This window comes from Methyloligella solikamskensis, assembly GCF_042676065.1.
In the GTDB taxonomy this organism is placed as follows: Bacteria; Pseudomonadota; Alphaproteobacteria; order Rhizobiales; family Methyloligellaceae; genus Methyloligella; species Methyloligella solikamskensis.
In genome coordinates this window covers 855,720-881,476 of sequence record NZ_JBHTJO010000001.1, presented here as the reverse complement: position 1 = coordinate 881,476, position 25,757 = coordinate 855,720, and the positions used below count along the sequence as shown (strand labels likewise).

Sequence of the window (25,757 nt, the reverse complement as noted above, 5' to 3'; positions counted from 1 at the left end):
TATGGCTCCCGCCCCACCGTCCGCCGCCTAACCGGAGCGGACGAAACTTTAGAAGGACCCTCCGTAGTGCAGCACCGCAACCTCCTCTCCCGCGAGGCTGTACCGCACCCGGATCGTCTTCACGCTCTCACCTTCCAAAGAAGACGATCGCGTCTTGGGCGGTGGCATGCGCTCCCTGCATGCCGCCGCTCAATGGCGTTAGACTAGCACTTCCAATCCCATAGTGAGAAAGACGACCGGGCATCAGCGCCGGCGTTCTGCCCCGGATCCGTTCGGAAGGCTAGGAGTCTCTGGAAGGGTTCTTGTCGGCCGCGCGGAAGACGATATCCGCGAACACATCAGCAATCTCGTCGGAGCTGTGACGGCCGTTCGGGTTGAGCCACAGGAAGCTGTAGAAATACATGCCGAGGATGCCCTTGAGCGCAACCGAGGGCAGCACCCGGAACGTCCCCTGCTCCGCGCCCTCCCGGATCGCGCGGGCCCAGATCTCCTGATAGTCGAAATGCAGGCGCGAAACCTCGTCATGGCGCTCACCGGTCAGCGCCTCGGCTTCGCGGAAGCAGACCGTCAGCTCGGAAAGATGCTCGGAAATCGTCCGCATCAGATAGCGGCTCAGCTGTGTGATGCGCTCATGGGGATCGGAGTACTCGTACATGATCGTGTTCCCCGCCGTCACCAGATCGGTGATGTAGCGGATCACGATGTCGTAGAGCAGATCTTCCTTGCTGCCGATATGGTAGTAGAGAGCGCCGCGGCCCAAGCCGACCGCCTCACCGATCTCCGCAACGCCTACGGCCTGATAGCCTTTTTCTGCAAAGAGCTTTGCCGTGATCCGTCTGATCCGCTCTTTCTGCGGCTTTTCAGGCTTGGAAGTATCGATCGTTGCGGTCTCAACCAAGGTCTAGCATCCCATTATGAGGCATACGGCACGGCGGTCTGGTGACGGGAAAGCCCCGCCGAAATGGGGGCATGTCAATTTGCAGGAGAACGCCGCCTGCGGCAACCTGCTCCCACGCGGTGTGCCGTCGCAGTTTCTGTCAATTCTTGTCGGAGCGGCGCTGCCAAACGAAACAATCCGGACAATCCCCGCCCCGTTTCCAACGCGTTGTCGCGTTGAACCGGCCGGCGAAACCGATCCTCCAGGCTGTGTCGGGCGCGATCCCTGAGCGGCAGGTTTCGGTTTAGCTCGGCAGCTAACTATGACGCGATAGAACCTGTCGCGCAACCGCCAAGAGCGGCGGGGCTGTACGTCATGTCGGCTGGAAAATCTGCCTGGAACAGGGCCGGAATTCTCAGCCCTGGGTGCAAAAGAAATGGAGGCGGGATGGCCGGAACCGCTGCAGCAATCGTCAGCTTCGATTCCGGACAACCCAACCTCCATTGGTGCTTATTATCGTGACTGGTGTCTAGGCGGCGCTAGGCACTGTCTCATCAACGTCTTCCCAACTGCCCGGGGTCCGCTGACCGCGCCACAGATACGGCTTGCTCAATCCAACACCGAACACGAGCGGGATCACCAAGGACCAGTTCACGCCCATATAGGCATAGGTCAGCAGGGTCTCTTGAGAGTACAGCGAACCGACACCCGCCAGCAGGACCATGGTGACCACAACATCCAGGACCAGATAGAAGCAGCAAGCCAGAATCCCGCCCCAAGGCATCGGGATATGGCTGAACGGCCAGTTGTGAAACAGGACGGGCAGCGCGAAGTTGATGGACGTACCCACCATGAAGAAGACGAGCCACTCATTGCCCGCGCCGATGGCACCCATGTTCCAGAACGCAGCCACACCCTCGGCATCGGCATCCCAGAATCCAAGCCCCATGGAGGCCCAGATCACGGCCCCGGCAACCAGGAACAAAAGGGACATCTGGGTCACCGACTTCTCCGGCTGACGCATACCGCGTGTCAGATAGGCGAGCGTGCCGGTGCCGGCGCCGACGAGATTGAACGGGAACCACCAAGCCGGAATCCAACCAACATCCGTGTGAGTCAGAACGAAGGTGAGACCGCCGATGAGGATCAACAGGATGAAGAATTGCCTTGCCGGCTTCAGCCCCTGAACAATCCAGTTCTCGCCGTTGAAGCAGAAGAAGGCGAGGAAGAACCACGACGTTCCCACCAATGGGAAGACCCAGTCGGCTCCTAGCCCCGTGACGTAAATGGACTTCGCCGTGATCCACCCCAGAACCCAGGATGCGATCACAACGTAGATCCCGCGCGTGAGCGGATTCTCCATTTTGTCGAATGGCCAGAAGCTGCAGACCGCGAACAGACATGCCCAGCCTGCGGCGAATATCTGCCAAGTCACATTGTCGAGCCAAAATTGCTTCGCAATCTCCGCACCTTCCCAGGGCCCGATCGGGAAGTGAGTGACGATGATATTGACGAGCGCGCATGACGCGATCGTCAGGCCGTAAATCCAAGCCGCTCCACTGAAGGCTGTTCCAAGCCTCAGAGGAGCAACTTCGATGCCCTCCGCAAATTGAACCTTTTGCATTGCTCTACCCTTTGTTGCGTTTCCTCTTGCATCATTTTTCTTTTTGCTTCCGCAGCCGCTCTTATGGAGACTGTTCCAAAAGCCGTTCTTCGGTTGTTTCCGAGATAGATGCGCCTTTTAAAGTCGATTACGGTGGGTTTTACGTCCCTCTTTACTTGTACAATCGAATGTCCGGGCTTCTGTAAGCTCGGAATCCGTCTGCGTTCGGCATTTTCACCTTTGGAAGCGAGTCCTTATCCATGACCTCGTCTTCCTCGATGATTCCGTCGAAGTGGAGGATGTAGGCCGTCACCGCGTAGACCTGGTCGTTGGTCAGCGAGCCCGGCGCGTGGAAGGGCATCGCGCGCTTGATGTAGTCGAACAGAGTCGTGGCGTTGGGCCAGTAGCTCTCGACCGTCTTCAGCGCGGGCACCTTCTTCAGGGTGCCGCGACCGCCAGCCAGGGGTGGCGCCCCGGTGGCATGAATGCCTTCCAGCTTCTGGCCGTGACACATGGCGCAGGCGCTGGCGTAGACCTCCTCGCCATGGCTGGCGATGCCGCTGCCCTCGGGGAGCCCGGCGCCGTCCGGCGGGATGGCGAAGAACTCTTCCAGATCCGCCGGCTTCAGCGGCGTGCCGAAACCGATGGCGATTTCTTCGGTCGACTGGGACCAGGCCCCCGCCGAGGAAAAAAGGAGAATGGCGGCGACTGCCGCGGTGAAGATCCAAATCAGCTTAGGCATTGCTGACGCCTCCATCGGAAGCGACCGCCCAGTTCTGGATCGCGTTGTAGTGGTAGACGTAGTTGAGGCCGTGCAGGTCGACGAGCTCTCGGCGCGTCGGCTGGGTCATGCCGGTCTCATCGGTGCAGCGGCTGGCGAGCACCGTCGGCTTTCCGTCCCAACGCCACGGGAAGGTGAAGCGCACCGTGCACATGGGCTCGGGTTCGGACTCCAGCTGGGCCGGATACCAGCTCTTGCCGCCATCGAGGGACACCTCGACGGAGCGGACGCGCCCCCGGCCCGACCAAGCAAGCCCGGCAATTTCGTAGTAGCCCGGCCCGGGCAGTTTCATGTCGCCAGAGGGAAAGGTGATCACCGACTTCGCCTCCATGTCGAAGACGAACTTGTCGGCAATACCGTTCGCGTTGAGCCCCGTGTATTTGGAGGTCTCCTCGCGGGTCATGTATGGCCGGTCGCTGATCTCCAGGCGCCGCAGCCATTTGATGTTCATGTTGCCTTCGTAGCCCGGCAGGACGAGACGCAGCGGATAGCCCTGCTCGGGTCTAATCGCTTCGCCGTTCTGCCCATAGGCGAGGAAGGCATCCTTCAGCATCTTGTCGAGGGGGATGCTGCGGGTCATGACCGCCGCGTCGGCCCCTTCCGCGAGCACCCAGGCGGCGCCCGGCTTGAGCTTGATCTCGCGCGCCAGATAGCTGAACGGGACACCGGTCCATTCCGATGTGCTGAGCAGCCCATGGGTCACCTGGACGGTCTTCGCCGTCGGCCCTTCCCATTCGGTCAGGGTGTTTCCCGAGCACTCCATGAAATGCTTGCGGGTGATGGAGGGCATCCGCTTCAGATCAGCCATGCTGAACTTCTTCGGCTGCTCGACCATGCCGTGGATGAACAGCTCGTGGCGTGCCGGATCGATGGCCGGAATGCCGCCGTGATGACGCTCGTAATGGAGCCCGGATGGCGTCAGATTGCCGATCTGGGTTGCCAGCGGTGTATAGGACCAGCTGGTGATCTGGCTTGGATTCGACTTCTCCGTCAGCCGCTTTTCCGTCTCGAAAGGCGAGCGCGAGCCGTATCCGCCATCGGCCCCCACCGGACGGCCCGGCACCTTGGTCGGGTCCGCAGGGACGTCGATCTTCTCACCGTCCGCGTTGGTCACCTCTTCGGCGACGGCCCGGCCGGCCAGCAGCAGCGGTAACCCGCTGGCCGCGGCGGCCAAGATGTTTCTGCGCGACACCCGTTTGGGAAACATGCCCTCCTGACAAGGGCAGTCTTCGTCGGGTCTTTTTTGGTTGTCGGCGGTCATTTCCCTTCCCTTTCAAGCGAGCCGAGGCTGGTCGTGCGCCGGCCTCGGCGTCGCGAACTCAACTATTGCGGGGAGATGCCTGCGTACTTGCCGAGCGGGATCTTCAGCGTTCCGCCGACATACATGCCGTCCTCGGGACGGTCTGCGGTGTACGGGTTGTAGTAGCTGTTGGGGTTGAAGATGTACTGGGCCACCGGCTCCAGGATCATGCCGTTGAAAAGGTCGATGTGAGCGTTGAGCTCGAAGATGACCTTGTCGTCAAACGGCGCGCCGGAGCCCCCAGCCGTGGCATTCGCCTGGGCCAGGAAGTCGTTGAAGCTGTCGTTCATCTTCTCGTAGCGCAGCTTGAAGCCGAGCTTGTCGTTGGGCCGCGACTTCAGAGGCGCATGGAGGTTGAAGCCCGCATAGAGATCCGCCTCGACCGGCACCGTCGTGTCGAAGGAGTAGCCGGCGCCGGTATAGAACGAGAGAGTGCGGGGCGAGGTGTAAGAGGAGCTGCCGCCGTCCTCGCGCCAGACGATCTGGGTGCTGTTGAGCACGATGCCGCCGGTGCCGCTCTCGGTACGAGCCGTATCGTCCGGGAACAGTCCGCGCGAGCGGCCCGCCGTCGTGGTGTTGTTGTTCAGGTGGTCCCCGGAATTGTAGTAGCCGGTGAGAGCGTATTTGCCCGTATAGGCGCCCCCCGGACCGTAGGCGGTGTTGAAGCCGTACTCAGCGAGGGACAGCACGCCGTTGGGAATCTCGCGACCCCAGTCCCAGCCGGTGTGGAAGTGCCAGCCGCTGTCGTTGGAGAACATGCCGACCTGGAAGTAGCTGTCAGGCGTCAGGTCGACCTTCACCCGACCGCCCCAGACCGAGAAGAGCGGGGAGATGTAGCCGGCGTTGTAGTAGAGCGTGTCCTGATAGCAGGTGTTGAAGGTCTCGCACGTCATCGGCGTGAAGTAGAAGAACGGATGGGTGCGGCCGGCTTCGATGTTCACCTTCCCGTTGAACAGGGACTGCTCCAGGGTGAGCTGGCTCAGCTGGGAATCCCGCTGGATGTAGGTGGTCTGATAGCCGATGGCGCTGTCGCCGAACTGGCCGGCAATGTAGTCGTTGTTCTCAACGAGGTTGAAGAAGGTCTCCTTGAAATGGACCTTTGTACCCTTCCAGCCGAGCATCTTCTCCAGGTCCATATCGACGCCCGTCACCCAGTAGGCGGAGTTGCCGGTATGGCCGAGGTCCAAGCCGAAGCTCGGGTTGGAGTTGAAGAAGTTGTAGACATCGGCGTGTAGGTCGATGCCCTTGGCGGCCAGGCTGCTGGCCGGCCCGGAAAGGGGGCCTTTGTAGACTGGTTCGGCGGCGTCTTGAGCGCTGGCCGGTGCAACCAGAACGGCGCTTAATGCAACCGCAATGGCCAAAATTTGGTCGAGCTTCATGGTACGTCTCACTGTGCGTGTTCCGTCAAAGGCTCTCGGAGCAGCTCCGGAGCGGTGAAATTTTCTGAAATTTCCTAGCGGCTTAGCCGGGTCGTATCCTGCGTGCCATCAGCCTCGATCCCCCTGCTGAAGTGTTAGATCAGTCGATCTGCTCGATGCGCCCAAAGCGGGCGGAATGGTAGACGAGCGGCCCGCTCTCGGAGGTGCCGCCCCCGATGACGTCGCCGATGAAAATCGTGTGGGTGCCGACATCCAGCCGCGAGCTGACGATGCACTGCAAGTGCGCCGCGACCCCGTCGAACACGGGCGCTCCACCCTCGGGAAGCGTGTAGGCCATCCCTTCGAACTGGTTTTCCATCTTGCCTGCGAACCGGTTGGCCAGATCCGTCTGGGAATCGGACAGGAGGTTCACTGCGAAGTGACGCCGTGCGTCGATATGCGGATGGGTCCGCGCCGTGCGGTTCACGACGATCAAGACCGTCGGAGGCTCCGCGCACACGCTGCAGAATGCCGTGGCCGTGAAGCCGTGAAGCGTGCCTCGATCGACCGTCGTGATGATGGTGACGCCGCCGGCGAGCTGGCGCATGGCGGACCTGAAGATGTCTGGGTCCACGCGCGGCTGGCCGTTATAGGCAATGTTGTTGGCCGTTGCAGCCGGTTGCGCTCCCGCGATTTTTTGGTTCTGTGAACTCACTTCTTCATCCCTTCTTCTGAACCAAATTGCTGGTTTCTTCTGATTGGGTGGGCGAGGAGATCTCCTCCGCCTCCGTGGTTTCCGGTTCCCGAGGCGTCCGCTGCGACGTGTCGACCTCTTGATTGGGATCGATCACGTTCAGGCCGTAACCCTCCAAACCGACCAGGGTCGTCGTGCGATCCGACAGAAGAATCATGTCGCGCACGCCGAGATCGGTCAGGATCTGGGCTCCGATGCCGTAATCCCGCTGACGCGGATCCGGTCGGCGGTGAGGGCTGACAGTGCTCACCCGGGACGAGATGGCATTGGGACGGGGATCGTTGATGAGAACGACCAGCCCGCGGCTCTCGCGCGTAATGCGATGCATGGCCTGGTGGAGAACACCGCCAGATCCGCCCAGCGCATCGGTGATGAAATCGGTGGCATGCATGCGCACGAGGAGCGGCTCGGGATCGCTGAGGTCGCCCTTGCAGAGCACGATATGCTCGCCGTTCTCGACCTGGTCGCGATAGACCAGAAGCCGCCACTCTCCGAACGAGGGATGATGCAGACCGGATTCGGCAACCTGCTCCACTAGACGTTCGGTCTTGCGGCGGTAGGCGATGAGATCGGCGATGGTTCCGAGCTTCAGATTGTGGAGCTGGGCGAAAGACACCAGATCCGGCAGCCTCGCCATCGAGCCGTCGTCATTCATGATCTCGCAAATGACGCCCGACGGGTTCAGGCCGGCCATGCGCGAGACGTCCACCGCGGCTTCCGTATGACCGGCTCGGATCAAGGTGCCGCCGTCGCGGGCGCAAAGCGGGAAGACGTGGCCGGGCATGGTGATGTCGGACGGGCCCGTCTCGGGGTTGATCGCCATGGCCACGGTGTGCGCACGATCGGCTGCCGAGATTCCTGTGGTCACGCCTGTACGGGCTTCGATCGAGACCGTGAAGGCCGTCTCGAATTGCCCGCCATTGCGGGACGTCATCGGGGGTAATCCGAGCTTCTCCACGCGATTGGGCGTGAGCGCCAAGCAGATCAAGCCGCGCGCGTAGCGCGCCATGAAGTTGATCGCTTCGGCGGTGGCGAACTGAGCCGGGATGATGAGGTCCCCTTCGTTCTCCCGGTCTTCGTCGTCCACCAGGATGAACATCCGGCCGTTCCGGGCCTCTTCGATGATCTCCTCGGTGCTGCTGATCGCGCTCTCGATCGCCGGGAAGGAGAGAAACTTCGACTGTTTTTCGTCGCTCATGGCCGGCCTCCATCGCGATTGGAGTCGGCGTCGGTCTGGGTGACGAGGCGCGGGCGGGCGGCGGACCGGCCCGGATGAGGTCGAGCCGGCCCGTGCTTTTCCCTACCCTTGAGCGGCTCACCCCGCTCAAGCTCGCGGACGAGCGGCAGGATCCGCTCGCCGAAAAATTTCGTCTCCTCATGGAAGTGGAGGAAGCCGCACAGGATCATGTCGACGCCGATCTTGCGCAGCGCATAGATGCGCTCGGCGATCTGTTCCGGCGTTCCGATCAGATTGGTCTTGAACCCGTCATTGTACTGGACCAGGTCGCGCAGGTTTGAATCGGTCCACATGCCGACATTGTCCTTGGTAGCCTGCCCGGCCTCTTTCACGGAAAGCCTGAACTTGTTGACGGCTTCTCCGTCGGCATTGCTCACGATGCGCTCGAGTTCCTTGCGCGCCTCCTCTTCCGTATCCCGGGCGATGACGAAGGCGTTCACTGCAAAGCGGACCTTGCGCCCTCGCTTGGCGGCCATCTCTTTGATGTTGTCGATCTGCTGCTTGTGGTCGCCCGGCGTGTTGCCGTTCATGAAATACCAATCGGAAACGGCGGCGGCCATTTCCTGGGCAGCCGTCGAATTACCCCCTTGGAAGATGTCGGGTGTGAGCCGGTCCGGCAGTGCAAGCGGCTTTGGACGGAGAGTGAAATCTTTGATCTGCCAATATTTTCCGTCGTAGCAGAAATTGTCCTCTGTCCATGCTCCGCGCAGGATCTCGACGAATTCCTGAGAGCGCGCGTACCGCTCGTCATGCTCAAGGAACGGTATGCCGAGCGCGTCGAACTCCTCACGGTTCCACCCGGTGGCGATGTGGATAGACCAGCGGCCGTTGAAGATCTGATCCGCGGTCGCCCCCTGCTTCGCCACCACGATCGGGTGGAAAATGCCAGGGATGATGGCAGAGATGATTTTGATACGCCGCGTAGCAGACAGGATGGCAGCGGAGAACATCACGGAGTCGTGCTGGTACTCTGCGCCGTAGCTACCCATCAGCCGGACCTGAGTCAGGGCGTATTCGAACCCTGCCTCTTCGGCGATCTGCGCCAGCTTGATGTTATATTCGAGACCCCAATCGGTCCTCTGCGGAATCTTGCTCACGACGAGCCCGCCGCTCACATTGGGCACCCAATGGGCGAACTTCATGCCGCCATGGTCATGATAGTCCTGATGACTGAGCCGGCTCATAGCGCTGCCTCGACGGCGGGTGCGGCCCGCTGAGAAACCTCCAGCAGGTCTGCGGCTTCGCCCGCCGCCCGCTTGATTCGCGCTCGCAAGAGATCGCTGCGAATGACCACATCGTCGAAATCGGTCTCGACGCCGTATAGAGCCGTGGCGACGGTCTGAATGTTGAAGAAGCCCATCAAGGGGCGAAAAGCATGCTCAAGAGCCAAACCGTGAAGCGGCGAGCCGCCCGTACCCGTAATGATGGCCTTCTTGCCGACCATGACGGCGCGATCGACCAGATCGAAATAGTGCTTCAGAAGGCCGGTGTAGCTCCCCCGGTAAATCGGCGAGCCGATGATCAACAGATCGGCCTGCTCGGCGCGCTGCACCACCTGTTCCGCCTGCTCTGAAATTTGCGGGCGCCAGAGGCCGGAGAAGACATCCTTCCATTCGGCCGCGAGGCTGACCTCGTCAACGCGTGCCCCGCCCACTTGGCGACAGACCGCGTCAGCGGTTTCGCGGAGCAGAGCGGCTGTACGGCCGCCTTCCCTTGGGCTCCCATTCACCGTGACAATGAGACACATTTTCCTCTCCCTTGGCCCGGCCATCATATTATTATACCGACCGGTCCATCAATCGTGGACTCTCGGAGGCGAGGACGCAACCGGAAATCTTCAAGAGCTGCGAAATATCTATGCAGCTGCCGAAATATGCGTCGGAAGCCGCTCCAAGCTGCTGATTTAAAAGGTTATTTTTGGCGCATCCGAACGGAGTTAGCCCCGAAAAAAGCCAGTCTCTGTCACATAAGCGCAACGGTCAGCCGAGGGGCTTGCGCCGCCTCGACTGCTCGTAAGCCTGGGAATCCGGGGAGTTCTTTAGCGCCGGCCGTGAGCGATGCGCGTTGCTTCGGGCAGCTGCCGCAGGGCCGCCATGGCGATCGCCCCGATGACCGGCCCGGGCACCAAGAACAGGAACACCCATTGCCAGCTGCCGAGCCACTCTTCCGCCATGGGGAGTAGCCAGATGGCCAGCACTGTCAGGGCATAGCCCGAACCGAGCTGCACCGTGAGCGCGGTTCCGACGAGTCGAGGATCGCCGGCTTCGGTGACGATGGTCGAGAACTGGGCGGAGTCAGCGACGACCGTGGCGCCCCAGATGAGCCCAATCACCATGAAGACCCAGAGGGGCACGTCGAAGGTGAACCCGATCAGGGCGGCACAGGCGCCCGAGATGACCATAAGGATGAACGTCATCGCGGTACGGCCGATGCGGTCGGCCGCGGCTCCGGCGATGATGCAGGCCGGTGCGCCGGCAGCGATGATCAGAAATGTTAGCAGCGACGCCATATAGCCGCTGTCGATGTCGCTCGAGACCAGCCGGGCTTTCACGAAGAACAACAGCCACGTCCACATGGCGTAGAGCTCCCACATATGGCCGAGATAGCCGAGGGTGCCCAACACGAAGACACGGTTGGCCAGCGCCTGCTTGATCTGAGACGGGTTGAAGGTGGTCTTGGCGAAGGGATAGGGCCCCTCGCGGAGAAAGGCGATCATCAGGACCGCCGCCAGCAGACTGGCGATCGTGGTCGTGACGATAACGATCCGCCAATCGAGCCCGCCCAGCGCATTGATGGCGTGAGGCATGGCTGAGCCGAGGGTCAACGCGCCGATGACGCTGCCCAGCGCCACGCCACGCCCCTTGCGGAACCATGTCGAGATCAGCTTGAGGGCCGGCGGATAGACACCGGCAAGAAGCACACCGGTCACAGTGCGAAGGACGATGCCGCTATTGGCGTCGGGGACGAAGAGGATCCCGAAATTGGTCAGGGCGACCGCCGCCGAAGCAACAGCCATGAGGATCCTCGGGGGCACGATGTCCGACAGGCTCAGGGCGGCCGAGCCAACGGCCCCGATCGCAAAGCCGAGCTGTACCGAGATCGCAAGCCACGTGCTCTGCTGTGGGGTGACGTCCCAGTAGGTCTGGAGCTGCGGCATGACGGCCGTGGCGGAAAACCACGTCGTCATCGAAAGAACCACACATAGGCAAAGCAGCAGCAGCGTCGGGAGGCTCTTTTCCGAGCTCACCTGGCCGGCAGAGGCATCATTCGAGCCATCTCCATCTTGCGTGGAAGATAGAGAAGAATTTCTTCCGTCCGCGGTCACAACGTTGCTTTGTTTTTGCACAGGCTACCCTGCCTTATTCTCAGCGCGGAGCCGCAATTTACATGCAGCAACTCTCGGCGCTCCCCCCATGACTCCCGAAACATCTTGTTCCAGGAATTTTCGCTGGTCAGCATGTACCGACCGGTCTATCCTACTCCTAATCAATCAATCTCTGTCAAGTCAATTGGGAGGATGGGAAATGGCAGGCGCCGGCAAAGATGCACCATACCGCAACGTGCCTCTGCGCAAGGAGGATCCCCCCAGGGGATCAATGAAAGCGCTTGGTTCGGCTATCCGGCGTCTTCAACCGCTCCAAAGCGTTTCCGCCGAGGTCTCCCGCATCTAAAATGCAAAATTCAAAACTCTGGTTCTCTGACCGTGTCGCCGAGCAGCGGCTGCGTTCGGTACGGCATGCGATGTCCGCGATGCGGGACGGGCTTCCTCTCCTGCTGAGGGGGAAACGTCCTCTCATCACACTCGCGATAGAATCCCTGTCTCGCCTCAATCTGGAGGAGTTGGCGGAGTTCGACACCTCCTTTCCGGTGCTGGTTCTTGCTGCTGGCAGGGCGCGCGACCTCGGACACCACACTCTTTTCCCGCCCGAGACGATGCTGGCCTTCCGGCTCCGTCCGGAAGATCTGATACTCGAGCGTCTACGCGGGCTCGCGGACCCGACCGCTCCCCAGTTCGTAAAAACTCTCGGGGAGACTGCAGCGGTCCCTATGGACGGCAATGTCGCTGTCGACCTGGCGAAGCAGACCCGGCTCCTTCCGGCGCTGCTGATCTGGCAAACGACGCCGGACGAGGCGAAGCGGCTCGCGGAGGCGGGCTATCCCTCGATCGAGGCAGACGATGTAGCGGCCCAGTTCAACCAGCCGCCGGCGGTGGAGCGCATTACCGAAACCAGCCTGCCGATTGCGGCATCCTCGAGCGCCAGGATCGTCGCCTATCGCGGCCTCGCCGACGGCTCCGAGAATCTTGCCCTGATCATCGGCAACCCGCGCGCTCGAAGCGCGCCCCCAGTGCGCATCCACTCCGCCTGCTTCACCGGGGACGTGCTCGGCAGCCTCCGGTGCGATTGCGGCCCCCAGCTTCACCGTGCCGTCGAGCGCATCGCGGAGGAAGGCGGCGGCGTCATCCTCTATCTGGACCAGGAAGGCCGCGGGATCGGCATCACCAACAAGCTTCGCTCCTATCTCTTGCAGGAGCGGGGGCTCGATACCCTGGAGGCCAACAACTCTCTCGGATGGGAAGACGATGCGAGGAACTTCGGGCTCGCGGCTGCGATTCTAAAGGAGCTCGGACTTACGCGGATCAAGCTGCTGTCCGACAACCCGATCAAGGTCGACTCCATGGCGAAGTTTGGAATCTTGGTGCAATCAAGGGTAGCACATACTATACCGCCGAATGGAACGAACGATCGGTACTTAGAAACAAAAACAACGTGCTGCGGCCATTTCAGGGAGCAAACAGGGACAAGGAGGACGGGATGAGTGCATGGGTGGAAACGATGCGGGGGACGGTTCCAAAGGTTGGCGAGTTTGCCGAGCTTCGGAACGAGGTAACCATGCGGGATATCGAACTTTTCACCGAGATCACCGGCGATAAGAACCCTCTCCACTATGACAGGCAGGTTGCCGAGAAATCGGTATTTGGCGGGTTAATCGTCCAGGGGGGCGTGACCTCCGGGATCCTCAACGCCATCGTCGCCGAGAAGCTGCCCGGCCCCGGGACTGTCTTCCTAAATGTCGAGTGGAGCTTCACCAAGGCCGTTCTGGTCGGTGACGTTATCACCGGCCGCATCGAGGTGATTGATGCGCGTGACGACAAGCCGATCTGCAATCTGCAAACGACAGTGACCAATCAGCATGGCGATATCTGCCTGAGCGGTAAGGCAACCACCTTTACCGTGCCGGTCTAGAGACCGGCACCAAACGTTGCCTGGGCTCAGGAGCCGAGAAATCTCTGCATGAAAACGAGATCGAGCCAGCGATCGAACTTCCGTCCAACCTGAGGCAGCCGGCCCACGACCTCGAAGCCGGCCTGCTGATGGAGGGCGAGCGAGGCCGCATTGCCGGCCTCGATGCCGGCGACGAGGACATGCATCTGCAGGGCGCGCGCACGCTGTATGAGCTCTTCCATCAGAGCCCGGCCCGCGCCCTGGCGGCGCGCCTCACTGGCGACGTAAATCGAATGTTCGGCCGTATGCAGAAATCCCTGAAACGGTCGGAAAATGCCAAACGACGCAAACCCGATCACGCCGTCCGCGCCCTCGGCAACGAGCACCGGGAAGCCCTTTTGCCGGCGTTGCTCAAACCAATCCGTGCAGCGCTCCGGCGTGCTCTTATCGTGATCCCAGCTTGCGGTCGTGGTCTCGATCGCCTCGTTGAGAATCCGCAGGATGCTGGAAAGATCTCGCTCTGTGGCGTCACGTATGGTCGCCATCTATGTCTGTTCTCCTCATTCCCAAACGACGCCTTGCCCTCGGGCCACATTCGTCCCTAATCTTGTACCGAAAGGTCTATAGCGTTTCGGGACTCCCATGGGCACGGAAAATGGCATCGCCAGGTCGCAAGGGCCCTTCGGCATAGGCCGGTCAGAGAGCGCTGCTCATAAAGAGCGACGGCACAGGCGAGAGATGACTGAACAGGAAACGGTAACCGCGGCGCTGCTGGTCATCGGAGAGGAAATCCTTTCCGGCCGGACCCAGGACGAGAATATTGCCTATATCGCCGGGAGCCTGGACCGGATCGGCATCGCTCTCAGCGAGGTCCGCATCGTGCCGGACGGGATCGCGGAGATTTCCGGCGCGGTCAACAGCCTCCGGCAGCAGTTCAACTATGTCCTTACCACCGGCGGCATTGGACCGACCCATGACGACGTCACGACCGACGCCATCGCGAGTGCCCTCGCCCGGCCGGTGGTGGAAGACGATCCACGCGCCATAGAGGCTATGCGCGAATGTTTCCCCGGCAAGGAGCTGGGGCCCGGCCTGCGCCGCATGGCACGACTGCCCGAAGGCGCCGAACTGGTGCCCAACCCCCTGTCGGGCGCTCCCGGCTACATGATCGACAACGTGGTGGTGATGGCCGGCGTTCCCCTCATCATGCGGACCATGATGGACAACGTCGTCCGCCGGCTGGACACGGGAACGCGCGTCAGCTCCCGATGCATCAGAGTGGATGCCGTCGAAGGCGAGGTCGCTCAGACCCTCGCCGATTTGCAGGCTGCCCATCCGAAAGTGCGTATCGGAAGCTATCCGTTCTTTGAAGAGAGCGGATATGGAACGCACGTCGTGTTTCGAAGCAAGGACGTGGATCTCATCGACAATGCCGCCCGGGCGCTTCGCGGTGCTCTCGAGACATCGGGGACCAGATACGCGGAGGTGAGCGCCAGCGCCGAAGGCTGATTAGTGGTCCGATTTCGAGGGCCCCGCTACGAACGGCGCCGCGCCGCGTCCCTGTAGGCGGCGGGTGTCGTTCCGACAAGACGCTTGAAGGTACGGCGAAAGCTGCTCTCGTCTTCGTAGCCGACGGATAGAGATATGTCTTTGATAGGCTGACTTCCTGACTCCAGCAGGGTCCGCGCCATTTCCATGCGCACCCTGTCGATGAAGCGCTTCGGCGATTCTCCAGTCGCATCTTTCAAACGCCTGTGGAAGGTCCGTTCGGATAGCGCGAGGCGGCGCGCGAGCTCACCGGCGCCGATCCATTCCGGCCCTGCATGGCGGACAATTCGCTCGGCCTCGGTCAGTAGGGGGCCGGTCCGCGTCAGATACCCGATGGGCATATAAGCTGCGCCGCTTGATGGGGCCGTGTCGATGACGGCAAAATCCGCCGCGAGCCGCGCGGCTTCACTTCCGCAGAGCCGCTGGACGACATGCAGCGCGAGATCGATCCAGGAGAGCGGTCCGCCGGCGCTTACGACCCTGTCCTCCTCGATCAGCGGGGAGGCCCAAATCGAGCGGGTGCGAGGATAGCGGCGCTTGAACTCGTCATGCAGCCACCATGTCGTCGTGCAGCGCCGGCTATTCAGCAGACCAGCTTCGGCAAGCAGAAAGACCCCGCTGCAGGAGCCGCAGACCAGAGTGCCGCAAGCATGACGGGACCGCAGCCACGCGGCGGCCGGTGCAAGTCCCGCCATTGAGGGCGGACGTCGCGTGCTGTCGGGCAGGAACCCCGGAATGATCACCGCATCGCAAACTTCGATTTCGGACAAGCCGCGATCGACTTCGATACGGCCTCCCCTTCCATCGGTTATCGCTGCGCCATCGATGCTGGCCGACAGGACTTCGAAGGCCCGAGCAGACCGATCGGCCGTGGCCCATTGGGCGAGGGTCAAGACATCCACCAATCCTACGAAGGCAGACGGCAGGCATCCTTCCGCAGCCAAAACGACGATCTTCACGGAGTCTCTCCCCGACGAGTTTTGGCGATCTTTGCACGAAGAATGGCAAACTCGCCACCCTGCCCCGGCGACATGAGGCGCGCATGGTGCGGCTCAAGCAGGGTGGACCGCCAAGATGGTCTCGCTGCTCCATCGTTTTCGCATTCGGAGGAAAGACAAAGATGAGCAAGATCGCCGGCGTGATTCCATTCAAGGCAAAACCGGGCCAGGGCGCAGACGTCGCCCAAGCACTCGCCGATGCCCTCCCCCATGTTGAGAAAGAAACAGGGACACCGCTTTGGATGGTTCTTCACTCGGAAGTCGATCCGGACTGCGTCTTTCTCGTCGATCTGTTCACGGACGAGGCGGCACGCGAGGCGCATATGAAAGGCGATGCGGCCGCGCAGATCTTCGCGACGGTGCCCGATCTCCTCGCAGAAGAGCCCGTGATCCATCCCGCGAAGACAATTGCCCATAAAGGCATCTAGGGACGCCGTGGGGCCGCGCGTCTTTTAGATAGGAAATTGGTTGCGGAGGGGCAGGATTTGAACCTGCGATATGTTCAATACACAAACCCTAGCCCGAAGATCACCTTCTCCGTATCCGTGGCGTATTCGTCAGCCCGGTAGTTCGCGTATTTGAGCTCGGCGTAGAAGCCGTGGCTGAGCGGTAGGTTGGCGTAGGCGTCAAATTCCGAGCCGTAGTCCAGACCGCCGACATCGGAGCGGAACTCGTGATACTGGGCGAGCAGCAAAAGGCCGTTGAGCCAGCGCAGAGACCCTTCCCTCTCCGGCATCTTGTAGGAGGCCTCGAGGAAGAAATCCTGCAGGCCGGTCGCTGGCGTGACGAGGAAGATGTCGGCGAAGCCGTTGAAGACATGCCCCGTCGCGAGCGGCGTCTGGAACGCGGCCCTGCCGTCGTCGCTGCCGAGCAGCTCGTAGACCGGCGAGATGCGAAAACCGTCCCATGACAGGCCGGGCGCCACCCGCGCATAAGGCGCATCGTATTGCACGGGCTGGTCGCCGAAGTCGGTCTGCAGCGCCAGCTCCACCCGGTAATCGAGCGTCATACCGCCGCTGAGTTCGCGTTCCCCCTCCACGAAGCCGCCATAGCTCGCGTTGGAGAGCGCCGGAGCATCGTAGATATCCATGAGATAGGCGTAGCCCGTGAGCGTGCCGAAAGGCAGCGGATCGCTCTTCAGATGCATGAGGTGGATGTTCGAGTTGAGGTTCCCGACCTCGGAATCGTCGCTGAAGATGCGGTTCACATTGCCGATATAGGCGTAGAGTGCGGTCGCCCCCGGGAACACCTCGGTGGTCACCTTGGCGCCGTCGAAGGTCTGGTCGTTCTGCCGCCAGGCCACCGACCCGACATAGCGCATATTGTCGAGATTCTCCGCATAGCGCCCACCCTTGATGACGGTGCCGGGGAGATGGAAGGACTCCAGATAGGCCTGGTCGAGTTCCGATGAGGGAACGTCCGCCACGACCGGATACTGGGTCTTACCGTTGATCGTATCGTTGTAGTCGTCGGGCCCGATCTGGACGACGAACTCGCCTTGCGCCGCGGCGCGGAAGCCGTGGAAGTAGCCGGTCTCGAAGCCGGGCGCGATACGCAATGTCGAGGCGCGCGCATCCGCCGGCTTGTTGGCCTGCTCCACGAACTCGTAACGGTACCGGCTGGCAAACCAGATCTCGCCATTCATGATCCCGGTATGAGGAACGCCTTCAGGACGCTCCTGAGCCATGCTTGGAGTCGTTGCGCAAACGAGCAGCAGGAGAAGAGCCGACGCCGCGACCCAACTGGAAATATGCGCAAGGATATCGTGTCGGGTCGGCATGAAGCCTCCTTCTCTTATTGGGCGTGATTGGCGAGGAGCGGGAGGTCGGCCGCGGCTGCTCCCGCGCGCTGGCCGAAGACGCCGCCGATCCCGATGATGACCGGGGCAGTCGTGTCGACGTCCAGAACCGTCTTCTCAAGCTCGGACAGACGCCCCTGAGACAGGCGCTGATCCGGCCGGCTTACGGCGCTCCCAACCGCCACCGGTGTCTCCGGCGCCAGCCCCTCGGCCAGAAGCCGCTCCGCGATCCGCGCCGCCATGCGACCGCCCATATAGAAGATCGTGCTCGCGGTCGGATCGGCCACCGCGCGCCAATCGAGATCGTCCGGCAGCCCGCCCGACTTGGAATGTCCGGTCACAAAGCGGACCGACCGGGCGAGATCGCGGTGGGTGAGGGAGACCCGCAGCGCCGACGCCATGGCCAACGCCGCCGTGATGCCGGGCACGATATCGACCGGAATATTGGCCGCCTCCAGCTGCGCGATCTCCTCGCCGCCGCGGCCGAAGATCATGGGATCGCCCGCCTTGAGCCGCACGACGCGCTTACCGCCGCGGGCGAGCTTCACCATCATCTCGTTGATATCCTCCTGGCGGCAGCTCCGGCGTCCGCCGCGCTTGCCCACCAGGATGTGCTTCGCCTCGCGCCTTGCAAGCTCAAGCACATTGTCTGAGACCAGCTCGTCGAACAGGATGACGTCGGCCGCCTGAAGCGCGCGGATCGCCTTCACGGTCAGGAGCTCGGCGTCGCCCGGACCCGCCCCAACCAGAGTGACCCGCCCTTGGCACGCATCGTTGCCGGAACGGATACGGCTCGCCTCGGCGAGAAGCATCTCGTCTGCGTCCGGCTCCGGCGCAGGACCGAACGCACGGTCGACGAAACGCTCCCAAAAAGCCCGCCGCGGCGCACCCACTGCCAATGTCTCATATAGCCGGTCACGCAGGCGCGCGGCGAGCTTCGCCCAATCGGCAAGCGAAGGCGGTAGCAAGGTCTCGATCCGCCGCCGGATCGCCTGGCCGAGGATCGGTGCAGCACCTGCCGTGGAGATGCCGATCACGGCGGGAGAACGGTTCACGATGGAGCCGAACTGAAACTGACAGAAGGCCGGCTTATCGATGACATTGATCGGCACGCCCGCTTTGCGAGCCGCTTCGACGATGGCGGCCGCCTCTTCATCGTCAGCCGCATCGGCCACCGCCAGCGCAGCGCCTTCCAGGCCGTCCGATGTCCAGGCCTGCTCGTGGTGGATCAGTCGTCCGTCCTCGTCGGCCGCCAGCAGGCGCGGCAGCTCCCCCTCCATCTCGTCGGGCGCTGCATAGATATGAACCTCCGCACCCGTCGCGGCGAGAAGCTCCGCCTTCCAGGCTGCTGCGTCCGTCCCGCCGGCAACGACGACGCGCTTGCCCGCAAGGGTGAAGAAGACCGGCAGGACCGAAAGATCGGCCATGCGCTGAGGACGCCGTTCACTCGGCGGCTTGGAGACGATTCGCATCGATGATCCCCTTGATCTCTGCGCGGCAGGAACCGCAATTGGTGCCGGCCTGGAGTGCCTCGCCCACCGCTTCCACGGTCGCGCATCCGCCGGCGGCAGCTCTAGCGATCTCGTTGGCGCCGACCCCGAAGCAGGTGCAGACGATGGCGCCGCGATCCGGCACGTCGCCGCCCGGCCGGCCTGCGATGACCGCGAGCCGCGCGTGGCGTTCTTCATGACCGCGGAGGAGCTGATCCGTGGCCCAGCTTCGGGAGACGGGCACGGGCTCTGCGGCGAGATAAAGCGCGCCGGTGAGCTGGCTGCCCTCGAAGCTCGCGAAGCGCTGCTGGCCGCCGTGATGGTCTTCGTAGGCAAGAAGCTCGGCGCTACCCGGCGCATCGAAAAGTTCGCGCGCAAGCTGTCGCCAATCTGCGCTGGGATAGGCAAAGCCCAGCTCGACCCGCCAGCCGCCCTCGCAACGCGCGATTGCCCAATACTCGGCAGTCAGGTTGCGCGGCTTGTGGGCCAGAACGGCGAAGCCATAGGTCGTGGCCACGAAGCGTTCGATCCGCACCGGAGCGTTCTTCGACGCGGGCTGTCCCGACAAAGGATCGGTCACCGCTGGCACGAGCCGGTCGACCCGCGCATTGGAGGCGAACTGATCCGTCCAGTGCATGGGCACGAAGACGGAGCCCGGCGACTGCCGATCCGTCAGCAGCGCGCGCACCAGTATGGCGCCGTCTCCGCTGGACAACCGCACGATGTCGGCATTGGCGATGCCATGGCGCGCGGCGTCTCGCGGATTCAGCTCCGCGAAGGGCTCGGCGAGATGCTGGGAGAGCCGCGGGCTCCGCCCGGTGCGCGTCATGCTGTGCCAATGATCCCGCACGCGGCCGGTGTTCAATGTCATGGGGAAAGCGGGATCGTGATCGCGGCGCACGCTGGGCGATATGGGAATGAGGCGCCCTCGCCCGCTTTCGGTGAAGAAGCCGCCATCGGCGAAGACCCGGCCGGCGGACGTGCTCCCTTTGGGCCGCGGCCACTGGAAGGATTGAAGCGCATCGTAGCCCTTGCGGTCGAGATCCGCGCAAGCGCCGATATCGAAATCCCGCGTGCCTTCATTCTCGAAACCCGACAACGCGGCATGCTCGGCGAAGATCTCGTCCGGCCCGTCATAGGCGAAGGCATCCTCGAACCCCATCCGCTTGGCGACCTCGGCGATGATCCACCAATCGGGCTGGGCATCGCCCGGCATGGGTAGGAAGGGTCGCTGACGGGAGACGCGGCGCTCCGAATTCGTCACCGTGCCGTCCTTCTCGCCCCAGGCCGCCGCTGGCAGCTTCACATGCGCATGACGCACCGTGTCGGTCTCGCTGACGACATCGGAGACGACCACAAAGGGGCAGTCCTTGATCGCCTGCTCAACAAGATCGGCCTCGGGCAGCGTATCGACGGGATTGGTCGCCATGATCCAGAGCGCCTTGATGCGGCCGTCGTCCACCGCCTGAAAGAGCTCCACCGCCTTCAAGCCCGGCTTCTCGGCAATCCGCGGTGATTTCCAGAAGCGCCGCACCCGCTCGCGATGCTCCGGATTTTCCAGCTCCATGTGCGCGGCGAGCGTGTTGGCCAAACCGCCCACCTCGCGCCCGCCCATAGCGTTTGGCTGACCGGTGATCGAGAACGGCCCCATGCCCGGACGTCCGATGCGGCCCGTGGCGAGGTGGCAGTTGATGATCGCGTTGACCTTGTCGGTGCCGCTCTGAGACTGGTTCACCCCTTGGCTGAACAGGGTCACGGTCTTCTGGGTGCGGGCGAAGAGCTCGTAGAAGACGGTGAGCCGCTCGGCATTGAGACCGGTCAGCATGGCAATGCGCTCAAGGCTCGCGGGCTGCGCCGCCTTCAGCGCATCCCCGAAGCCTTCGGTGTGTTTCTCGACATAAGCCCGGTCGACCGCGCCATGCTCGTCGAGCCAAGCCAGCAGCCCTGTGAAGAGCGCAACGTCGCCGTCGGCTCGGATCGGCAGATGCAGATCGGCGATATCGGCAGTCATGGTGCGGCGCGGATCGATCAGCACGATCCTCATCTCCGGCCGCTTCTCCTTGGCCGCCGCGATGCGCTGATAGATCACCGGGTGACACCAGGCGAGGTTGGAGCCGACCAGCACCACGAGGTCCGCCTCTTCCAGATCCTCGTAGGTGCAGGGCACCGTATCGGCCCCAAACGCCCGCTTGTGCCCGGCCACTGCCGAGGCCATACAGAGCCGCGAGTTGGTGTCGATATTGGCCGAGCCGATGAAGCCCTTCATCAACTTGTTGGCGAGGTAGTAATCCTCAGTCAGCAGCTGGCCGGAGCAGTAGAAGGCGACGGAATCCGGCCCGTGCTCTTCGATGGCTTGAGTGAACCCATCGGCAACGGCGTTCAGCGCATCGTCCCAAGCGACGCGCCGACCATCCAACTTCGGATAAAGCAGCCGGCCCGCCAGCCCGACCGTCTCCGGCAGGGCCGACCCCTTCGAGCAAAGCCGCCCGTAATTGGACGGATGCTCCGGATCGCCGGAAAGCTGCACGCTCCCGTCGCTTTCCTGCCTGGCGCGCACGCCGCAGCCCACCCCGCAATATGGGCAGGTGGTCCGGATTGCTTGTGGCTCTTCGAAGCTCATCTAAGCCGCCCGCTCCCTGCCCAGCTCGTCTAGGGAAATGAAAAGCGTTTCGCCCTCGCACTTCACGGGGATCGTCTGCACGCTCCCCTCATCCGCACCGATGGCCTGGCCGTTCTCCAAGGAGATCACCCAGTTGTGCAGCGGACAGGTGACCGCCGCCCCGTGGACGATGCCCTGGCTCAAGGGACCGCCCTTGTGGGGGCAGTGATCCTCCATGGCGAAGACCCGGTCGTCCCCGGTCCGGAATACGGCGATCTTGCCGACCGGTGTCGCGACGCAGCGCGCGCCGCGGCGGGGAATATCGTTGAGGTTTCCGATTTCGATCCAGCGCATGGGCTTACTCCGCAGCCTCGAGCTCAAGCGCCGCCATGGGCTTGAACTCGTGCTTGTCCTTGCCCGAGACGCGCTCCGACCACGGATCGCATTGGGCGAATTTCTGGCTGAAGACGAAGCGGTCGAAGAACGCGATGCGCTTCTCTTGGTCCTCCATGATCTGCTGGCGGACCTCGTCGAGACCGACGCGCTTCACCCATTTGTAGATGCGCTCGAGGTAGTGGCCCTGCTCGCGATACATCTGGACGAGCGCCACGATGTGCTCCAGCGCCTCATCCTCGGTCTCGACATGGCCCAGCACCTCCGTGCCCTTGATGTCGAGCCCGGCCGCACCGGCGAAATGGATCTCGAAACCGGCGTCGGTGCAGATCACGCCCACATCCTTGCAGGTCGCCTCGGCGCAATTCCGGGGACAGCCCGACACCGCCATCTTCACCTTGGCGGGGGTCCAGGAGCCCCACATGAACTTCTCGATGCGGATGCCGAGCCCGGTGGAATCCTGGGTGCCAAATCGGCACCAGTCGGTGCCGACGCAGGTCTTTACCGTCCTCAAGCCCTTTGCGTAGGCGTGGCCGGAAACGAACCCTGCCTTGCCGAGATCACCCCAGACCGACGGCAGGTCTTCCTTCTTGATGCCCAGCATGTCGATGCGTTGGCCGCCGGTCACCTTCACCGTCGGGATGTCGTACTTGTCCACGACGTCGGCGATAGTGCGCAGCTGATCGGCGTTTGTAACGCCGCCCCACATCCGCGGCACGACCGAATAAGTGCCGTCCTTCTGGATGTTGGCGTGGACCCGCTCATTGATGAAGCGGGACTGGTAGTCGTCGGCGTATTCGTTCGGCCAATCGCAGACCAGATAGTAGTTCAGCGCTGGCCTGCATTTCGCGCAGCCGCACGACGTCTTCCACTCCAGCTCCTGCATGACCTCGGGAATGGTCTTCAGCCCCTTGGCCTTGATCAGGCGGCGGACCTCGTCATGACCAAGCTCGGTGCAGCCGCAGACCGGCTGGATCTCGTTCGGGGTGTAAGCATCGCCGAGGGTCGCCGCGATGAGCTGCTCGACCAGGCCGGTGCAGGACCCACAGGATGCGGATGCCTTGGTGTGTGTGCGAACGTCCTCCAGGCAGCTGAGCCCTTCGGACGCGATCGCTTCAGTGATCTTTCCCTTGCACACGCCGTTGCAGCCGCAGATCTCCGCGTCATCCGGTAAGGCTGCAACGGCCGCCATAGGGTCCAGCGGGGCACTCCCCTGGTAAGCCTGACCGAAGATCAGCGTGTCGCGCATTTCCGACACGTCGACTTCCCGCTTCTTCAGATCGTTGAACCAGGCGCCGTCGGCCGTCTCGCCATAAAGCACCGAGCCGATGATCCGGTTGTCCTTCAGGATCAGCCGCTTATAGACGCCGGCCGTTGCGTCCCGGAGCACGATCTCCTCCCGGTCTTCGCCGTCGGCGAAGTCACCGATGGAGAAGAGGTCGATCCCCGTCACCTTCAACTTGGTCGGCGTGTCGCTATGGACGAAGGCAGCCTCGGTATCGCCGGCGAGCTGGGCCGCGGCGACCTTCGCCATCTCGTAGAGCGGGGCCACCAGACCGTAGGTGTGCCCACCGACCTCCGCGCATTCGCCGATGGCCAGGATGTCGGGATCCTCGGTTCGCATGCCGTGATCGACGACGATGCCGCGGCCCGTCTCCAGCCCCGCCTCCTTGGCGAGCCAGGCGTTGGGCCGGATGCCGGCGGCCATGACCACGAGGTCGGCATCGATGGTGCTGCCGTCGGCAAGCTCCACCGCCTCCGCCTTGCCCTTGCCGATCACCGCCTTGGTTTCGGCCTTGGTCTTGACCTTGATGCCGCGGTCTTCCAGCGCCCGCTGGAGCAGGTAGCCGGCTGATGGATCGAGCTGCCGCTCCATGAGCGTCGGCATCAGATGCAGGACCGTGACGTCCATCCCCCGCATCTGAAGTCCGGCCGCAGCTTCGAGCCCCAGCAGCCCGCCGCCGATCACCACCGCTTTCGCGTGAGACTGGGCGGCGAGGATCATCGCGTCCACATCGTCCAGGTCGCGATAGGTCAGCACGCCGGGCATATCGTTCCCCGGCACCGGCAGGATGAACGGCACCGAGCCGGTCGCGATCACGAGCTTGTCGTAGCTCTCCGTCACCCCGTGATCGGACCGGACCGTCTTCGCCTCCCGGTCGATCTCGACGATCTTGTGCCCCTTGTAGAGGGTGATGCCGTGATCGATGTACCAACCGTCGCCATGGATCACGATCTCCTCGAATTCCTTTTCACCGGAGAGCACCGGCGAGAGCATGATCCGGTCGTAATTGACCCGTGGCTCGGCGTTGAAGATGGTCACCTGGTAGCGATCTGGAGCGCGCTCGAAGAGATGCTCCAGCATGCGGCCCGGCGCCATGCCGTTGCCGATGATTATGAGTTTCTCTTTCATGTCGTTGCTTCCGTGTTGATTCATTGCAGGGCGAGCTCGGGCTCTGACGCAGGCGCGCTCTCCGCGCTTTCCCGCGTCATCCGGCGAACGGCCGAGTGCATCCAAAGGAGAAGACCGCCGACGAGCAGGAAGAGCAGCATGAAGCAGCTCGTCCAAAGTCCGGTGGTGTCGAGCAGCGCGCCGAAGGCCAGCGGCAGGAAGAAGCCGCCGAGCCCGCCGATCATGCCGACAAGGCCGCCGACCGCGCCCACATGGCCCGGGTAGTAGACGGGCACGTGCTTGTAGACCGCCGCTTTGCCCAGGCTCATGAAGAAGCCGAGCACAAAGACGATGCCGATGAAGAGGAACGGCCCGACCTGGGACGCCGGCATCGAAAGGATCGCACAAGCGCCCAAGGAGACGGCCAGCGTCCAGTACATCACCTTCCGCGCACCCAGCGTGTCGGAGAGGTAGCCGCCATAGGCGCGGAAGATCGCGCCGGGCAGCGAGTAGGCCGCACCGATCATGCCGGCGGTTTCGATGTCGAAGCCGTAGCTGCCGATCAGGTAGCGGGGCAGCCAGAGGGCCAGAGCGACGAAGCCGCCGAACACGAAGAAGTAGTAGGCCGCGAAGCGCCAGACCTGGGCGTATTGCAGCGGCTCAAACTCGGCCCAGAAGCTTCGCTTCTCTTGCCCTTCTTCACTGGCCGAGGGCGGGTTCTCGGAAAGAAACCAGAAGCCCACCGCGGCGGCGACCAGGACGCCGGCCCAGATCTGGGCCACAGCCTGCCACCCCAGCGCGACGAGCACGAAGGGCGCGACGAAGCTGGTGATCGCAGCCCCGACATTGCCGACGCCGAAGATGCCGAGCGCCGTGCCTTGAGCTTTCGCAGGGTAGAAGCGCGAGACATAGGCCACGCCGACCGCGAAGGACCCGCCGGCCAGCCCGACGCCGACGGCAGCGCCCAGAATGGCGATGTAGCTTTCGGCATGGGCAAGAAGGAAAGTCGCCAGGGCGGCCGCTACCATGGTGGCGGTAAATACGATCCGGCCGCCGTAGCGATCCGTCAGCACGCCGAGCACGATGCGTGACAGCGAACCGGTCAGGATCGGCGTGCCGACCAGAAGCCCGAACTGCGTCTCGGTCAGGCCGAGATCCTCCCCGATCCGGACGCCGATGATCGAGAAAATAGTCCACACCGCGAAGCACGCGGTGAAAGCGACGGTCGAAAGGCTGAGCGCCCGCGTCGCGTCGGACGTCCAATCGATCTTCTTGAGCAGAGTGTCTGTCATCTCATTCTCCCGTGTGGGGCGACGCTGTGGCCGCCGCGACTGCTCCAGAAACAAAAAAAGCTGCCGGCCAGGAGACCGCGCCCACACGAAGGGTCGCGGTGTCCTGATCGGC

22 protein-coding genes are annotated in these 25,757 nt (G+C 62.8%); 4 read left to right on the top strand and 18 right to left on the bottom strand.

Annotated features, from left to right (window positions below):
* Nucleotides 1–280: 280 nt before the first annotated feature.
* The 10 genes from ACFQ2F_RS04240 to ACFQ2F_RS04195 all read right to left on the bottom strand — a co-directional run bounded on the left by ACFQ2F_RS04240 (nt 281) and on the right by ACFQ2F_RS04195 (nt 11,157).
* A complete protein-coding gene (locus tag ACFQ2F_RS04240) occupies nt 281–898 on the bottom strand; it encodes a TetR/AcrR family transcriptional regulator (RefSeq protein ID WP_379086167.1) in 618 nt (205 codons plus the stop codon).
* A 508-nt stretch (nt 899–1,406) separates the two neighbouring features.
* Nucleotides 1,407–2,501, bottom strand: coding sequence for a hypothetical protein (locus tag ACFQ2F_RS04235; protein ID WP_379086164.1), 1,095 nt, complete (start codon nt 2,499–2,501; stop codon nt 1,407–1,409).
* A 151-nt stretch (nt 2,502–2,652) separates the two neighbouring features.
* Nucleotides 2,653–3,222: a c-type cytochrome gene (locus ACFQ2F_RS04230; RefSeq protein ID WP_379086161.1), complete on the bottom strand. Its 570-nt coding sequence runs from the start codon at nt 3,220–3,222 to the stop codon at nt 2,653–2,655.
* A complete protein-coding gene (gene soxC / locus ACFQ2F_RS04225; RefSeq protein ID WP_379086158.1) occupies nt 3,215–4,468 on the bottom strand; it encodes a sulfite dehydrogenase in 1,254 nt (417 codons plus the stop codon). The genes ACFQ2F_RS04230 and soxC overlap by 8 nt, the downstream gene beginning before the upstream one ends.
* Before the next feature lie 116 nt (nt 4,469–4,584).
* Nucleotides 4,585–5,940, bottom strand: a complete 1,356-nt coding sequence (locus ACFQ2F_RS04220; protein WP_379086155.1) for a carbohydrate porin — start codon at nt 5,938–5,940, stop codon at nt 4,585–4,587.
* A 139-nt stretch (nt 5,941–6,079) separates the two neighbouring features.
* Nucleotides 6,080–6,634, bottom strand: coding sequence for a flavin reductase family protein (locus tag ACFQ2F_RS04215; RefSeq protein WP_379086152.1), 555 nt, complete (start codon nt 6,632–6,634; stop codon nt 6,080–6,082).
* A 4-nt stretch (nt 6,635–6,638) separates the two neighbouring features.
* Nucleotides 6,639–7,871 carry a 3,4-dihydroxy-2-butanone-4-phosphate synthase gene (gene ribB / locus ACFQ2F_RS04210; RefSeq protein WP_379086149.1) on the bottom strand — a complete coding sequence of 411 codons (1,233 nt, stop codon included), beginning with the start codon at nt 7,869–7,871 and terminating at the stop codon, nt 6,639–6,641.
* Nucleotides 7,868–9,094, bottom strand: a complete 1,227-nt coding sequence (gene sfnG / locus ACFQ2F_RS04205; RefSeq protein WP_379086146.1) for a dimethylsulfone monooxygenase SfnG — start codon at nt 9,092–9,094, stop codon at nt 7,868–7,870. The genes ribB and sfnG overlap by 4 nt, the downstream gene beginning before the upstream one ends.
* Nucleotides 9,091–9,657 (bottom strand): NAD(P)H-dependent oxidoreductase, encoded by a 567-nt coding sequence (locus ACFQ2F_RS04200; protein WP_379086143.1) that lies wholly within the window; start codon nt 9,655–9,657, stop codon nt 9,091–9,093. Before ACFQ2F_RS04200 ends, sfnG begins: the two co-directional genes overlap by 4 nt.
* Before the next feature lie 291 nt (nt 9,658–9,948).
* A complete protein-coding gene (locus tag ACFQ2F_RS04195; protein ID WP_379086140.1) occupies nt 9,949–11,157 on the bottom strand; it encodes an MFS transporter in 1,209 nt (402 codons plus the stop codon).
* Between the two features lie 593 nt (nt 11,158–11,750).
* On the opposite strand from ACFQ2F_RS04195, the gene ACFQ2F_RS04190 reads away from it, so the two are divergent.
* Both ACFQ2F_RS04190 and ACFQ2F_RS04185 read left to right on the top strand, forming a co-directional pair.
* Complete coding sequence (locus tag ACFQ2F_RS04190; protein ID WP_379086137.1) at nt 11,751–12,728, top strand: GTP cyclohydrolase II; 978 nt, start codon at nt 11,751–11,753, stop codon at nt 12,726–12,728.
* Nucleotides 12,725–13,156, top strand: coding sequence for a MaoC family dehydratase (locus tag ACFQ2F_RS04185; RefSeq protein ID WP_379086134.1), 432 nt, complete (start codon nt 12,725–12,727; stop codon nt 13,154–13,156). The genes ACFQ2F_RS04190 and ACFQ2F_RS04185 overlap by 4 nt, the downstream gene beginning before the upstream one ends.
* A gap of 26 nt (nt 13,157–13,182) precedes the next feature.
* Here ACFQ2F_RS04185 and ACFQ2F_RS04180 read toward each other — a convergent pair whose 3' ends face one another.
* Complete coding sequence (locus ACFQ2F_RS04180; RefSeq protein ID WP_379086131.1) at nt 13,183–13,680, bottom strand: GNAT family N-acetyltransferase; 498 nt, start codon at nt 13,678–13,680, stop codon at nt 13,183–13,185.
* 193 nt (nt 13,681–13,873) lie between these two features.
* On the opposite strand from ACFQ2F_RS04180, the gene ACFQ2F_RS04175 reads away from it, so the two are divergent.
* Nucleotides 13,874–14,644, top strand: a complete 771-nt coding sequence (locus ACFQ2F_RS04175) for a competence/damage-inducible protein A (protein WP_379086128.1) — start codon at nt 13,874–13,876, stop codon at nt 14,642–14,644.
* A gap of 26 nt (nt 14,645–14,670) precedes the next feature.
* Here the strand turns inward: ACFQ2F_RS04175 and ACFQ2F_RS04170 are convergent, their stop codons facing one another.
* Nucleotides 14,671–15,642 (bottom strand): GlxA family transcriptional regulator, encoded by a 972-nt coding sequence (locus ACFQ2F_RS04170; RefSeq protein WP_379086125.1) that lies wholly within the window; start codon nt 15,640–15,642, stop codon nt 14,671–14,673.
* A 161-nt stretch (nt 15,643–15,803) separates the two neighbouring features.
* On the opposite strand from ACFQ2F_RS04170, the gene ACFQ2F_RS04165 reads away from it, so the two are divergent.
* On the top strand, nt 15,804–16,109 hold the full coding sequence (locus tag ACFQ2F_RS04165) for a putative quinol monooxygenase (RefSeq protein ID WP_379086123.1): 306 nt from the start codon (nt 15,804–15,806) through the stop codon (nt 16,107–16,109).
* A 74-nt stretch (nt 16,110–16,183) separates the two neighbouring features.
* Here ACFQ2F_RS04165 and ACFQ2F_RS04160 read toward each other — a convergent pair whose 3' ends face one another.
* From ACFQ2F_RS04160 to ACFQ2F_RS04135, 6 genes are all read right to left on the bottom strand, one after another.
* On the bottom strand, nt 16,184–17,368 hold the full coding sequence (locus tag ACFQ2F_RS04160; protein WP_379086120.1) for a hypothetical protein: 1,185 nt from the start codon (nt 17,366–17,368) through the stop codon (nt 16,184–16,186).
* Nucleotides 17,369–17,475: 107 nt separating this feature from the next.
* On the bottom strand, nt 17,476–18,951 hold the full coding sequence (cysG, locus tag ACFQ2F_RS04155; protein ID WP_379086117.1) for a siroheme synthase CysG: 1,476 nt from the start codon (nt 18,949–18,951) through the stop codon (nt 17,476–17,478).
* Nucleotides 18,923–21,589 (bottom strand): nitrate reductase, encoded by a 2,667-nt coding sequence (locus ACFQ2F_RS04150; protein WP_379086114.1) that lies wholly within the window; start codon nt 21,587–21,589, stop codon nt 18,923–18,925. The genes cysG and ACFQ2F_RS04150 overlap by 29 nt, the downstream gene beginning before the upstream one ends.
* Nucleotides 21,590–21,922: a nitrite reductase small subunit NirD gene (gene nirD / locus ACFQ2F_RS04145; RefSeq protein ID WP_379086111.1), complete on the bottom strand. Its 333-nt coding sequence runs from the start codon at nt 21,920–21,922 to the stop codon at nt 21,590–21,592.
* A 4-nt stretch (nt 21,923–21,926) separates the two neighbouring features.
* A complete protein-coding gene (gene nirB / locus ACFQ2F_RS04140) occupies nt 21,927–24,374 on the bottom strand; it encodes a nitrite reductase large subunit NirB (protein WP_379086108.1) in 2,448 nt (815 codons plus the stop codon).
* A 20-nt stretch (nt 24,375–24,394) separates the two neighbouring features.
* Nucleotides 24,395–25,645, bottom strand: a complete 1,251-nt coding sequence (locus tag ACFQ2F_RS04135) for an MFS transporter (protein WP_379086104.1) — start codon at nt 25,643–25,645, stop codon at nt 24,395–24,397.
* Between the last annotated feature and the right edge of the window lie 112 nt (nt 25,646–25,757).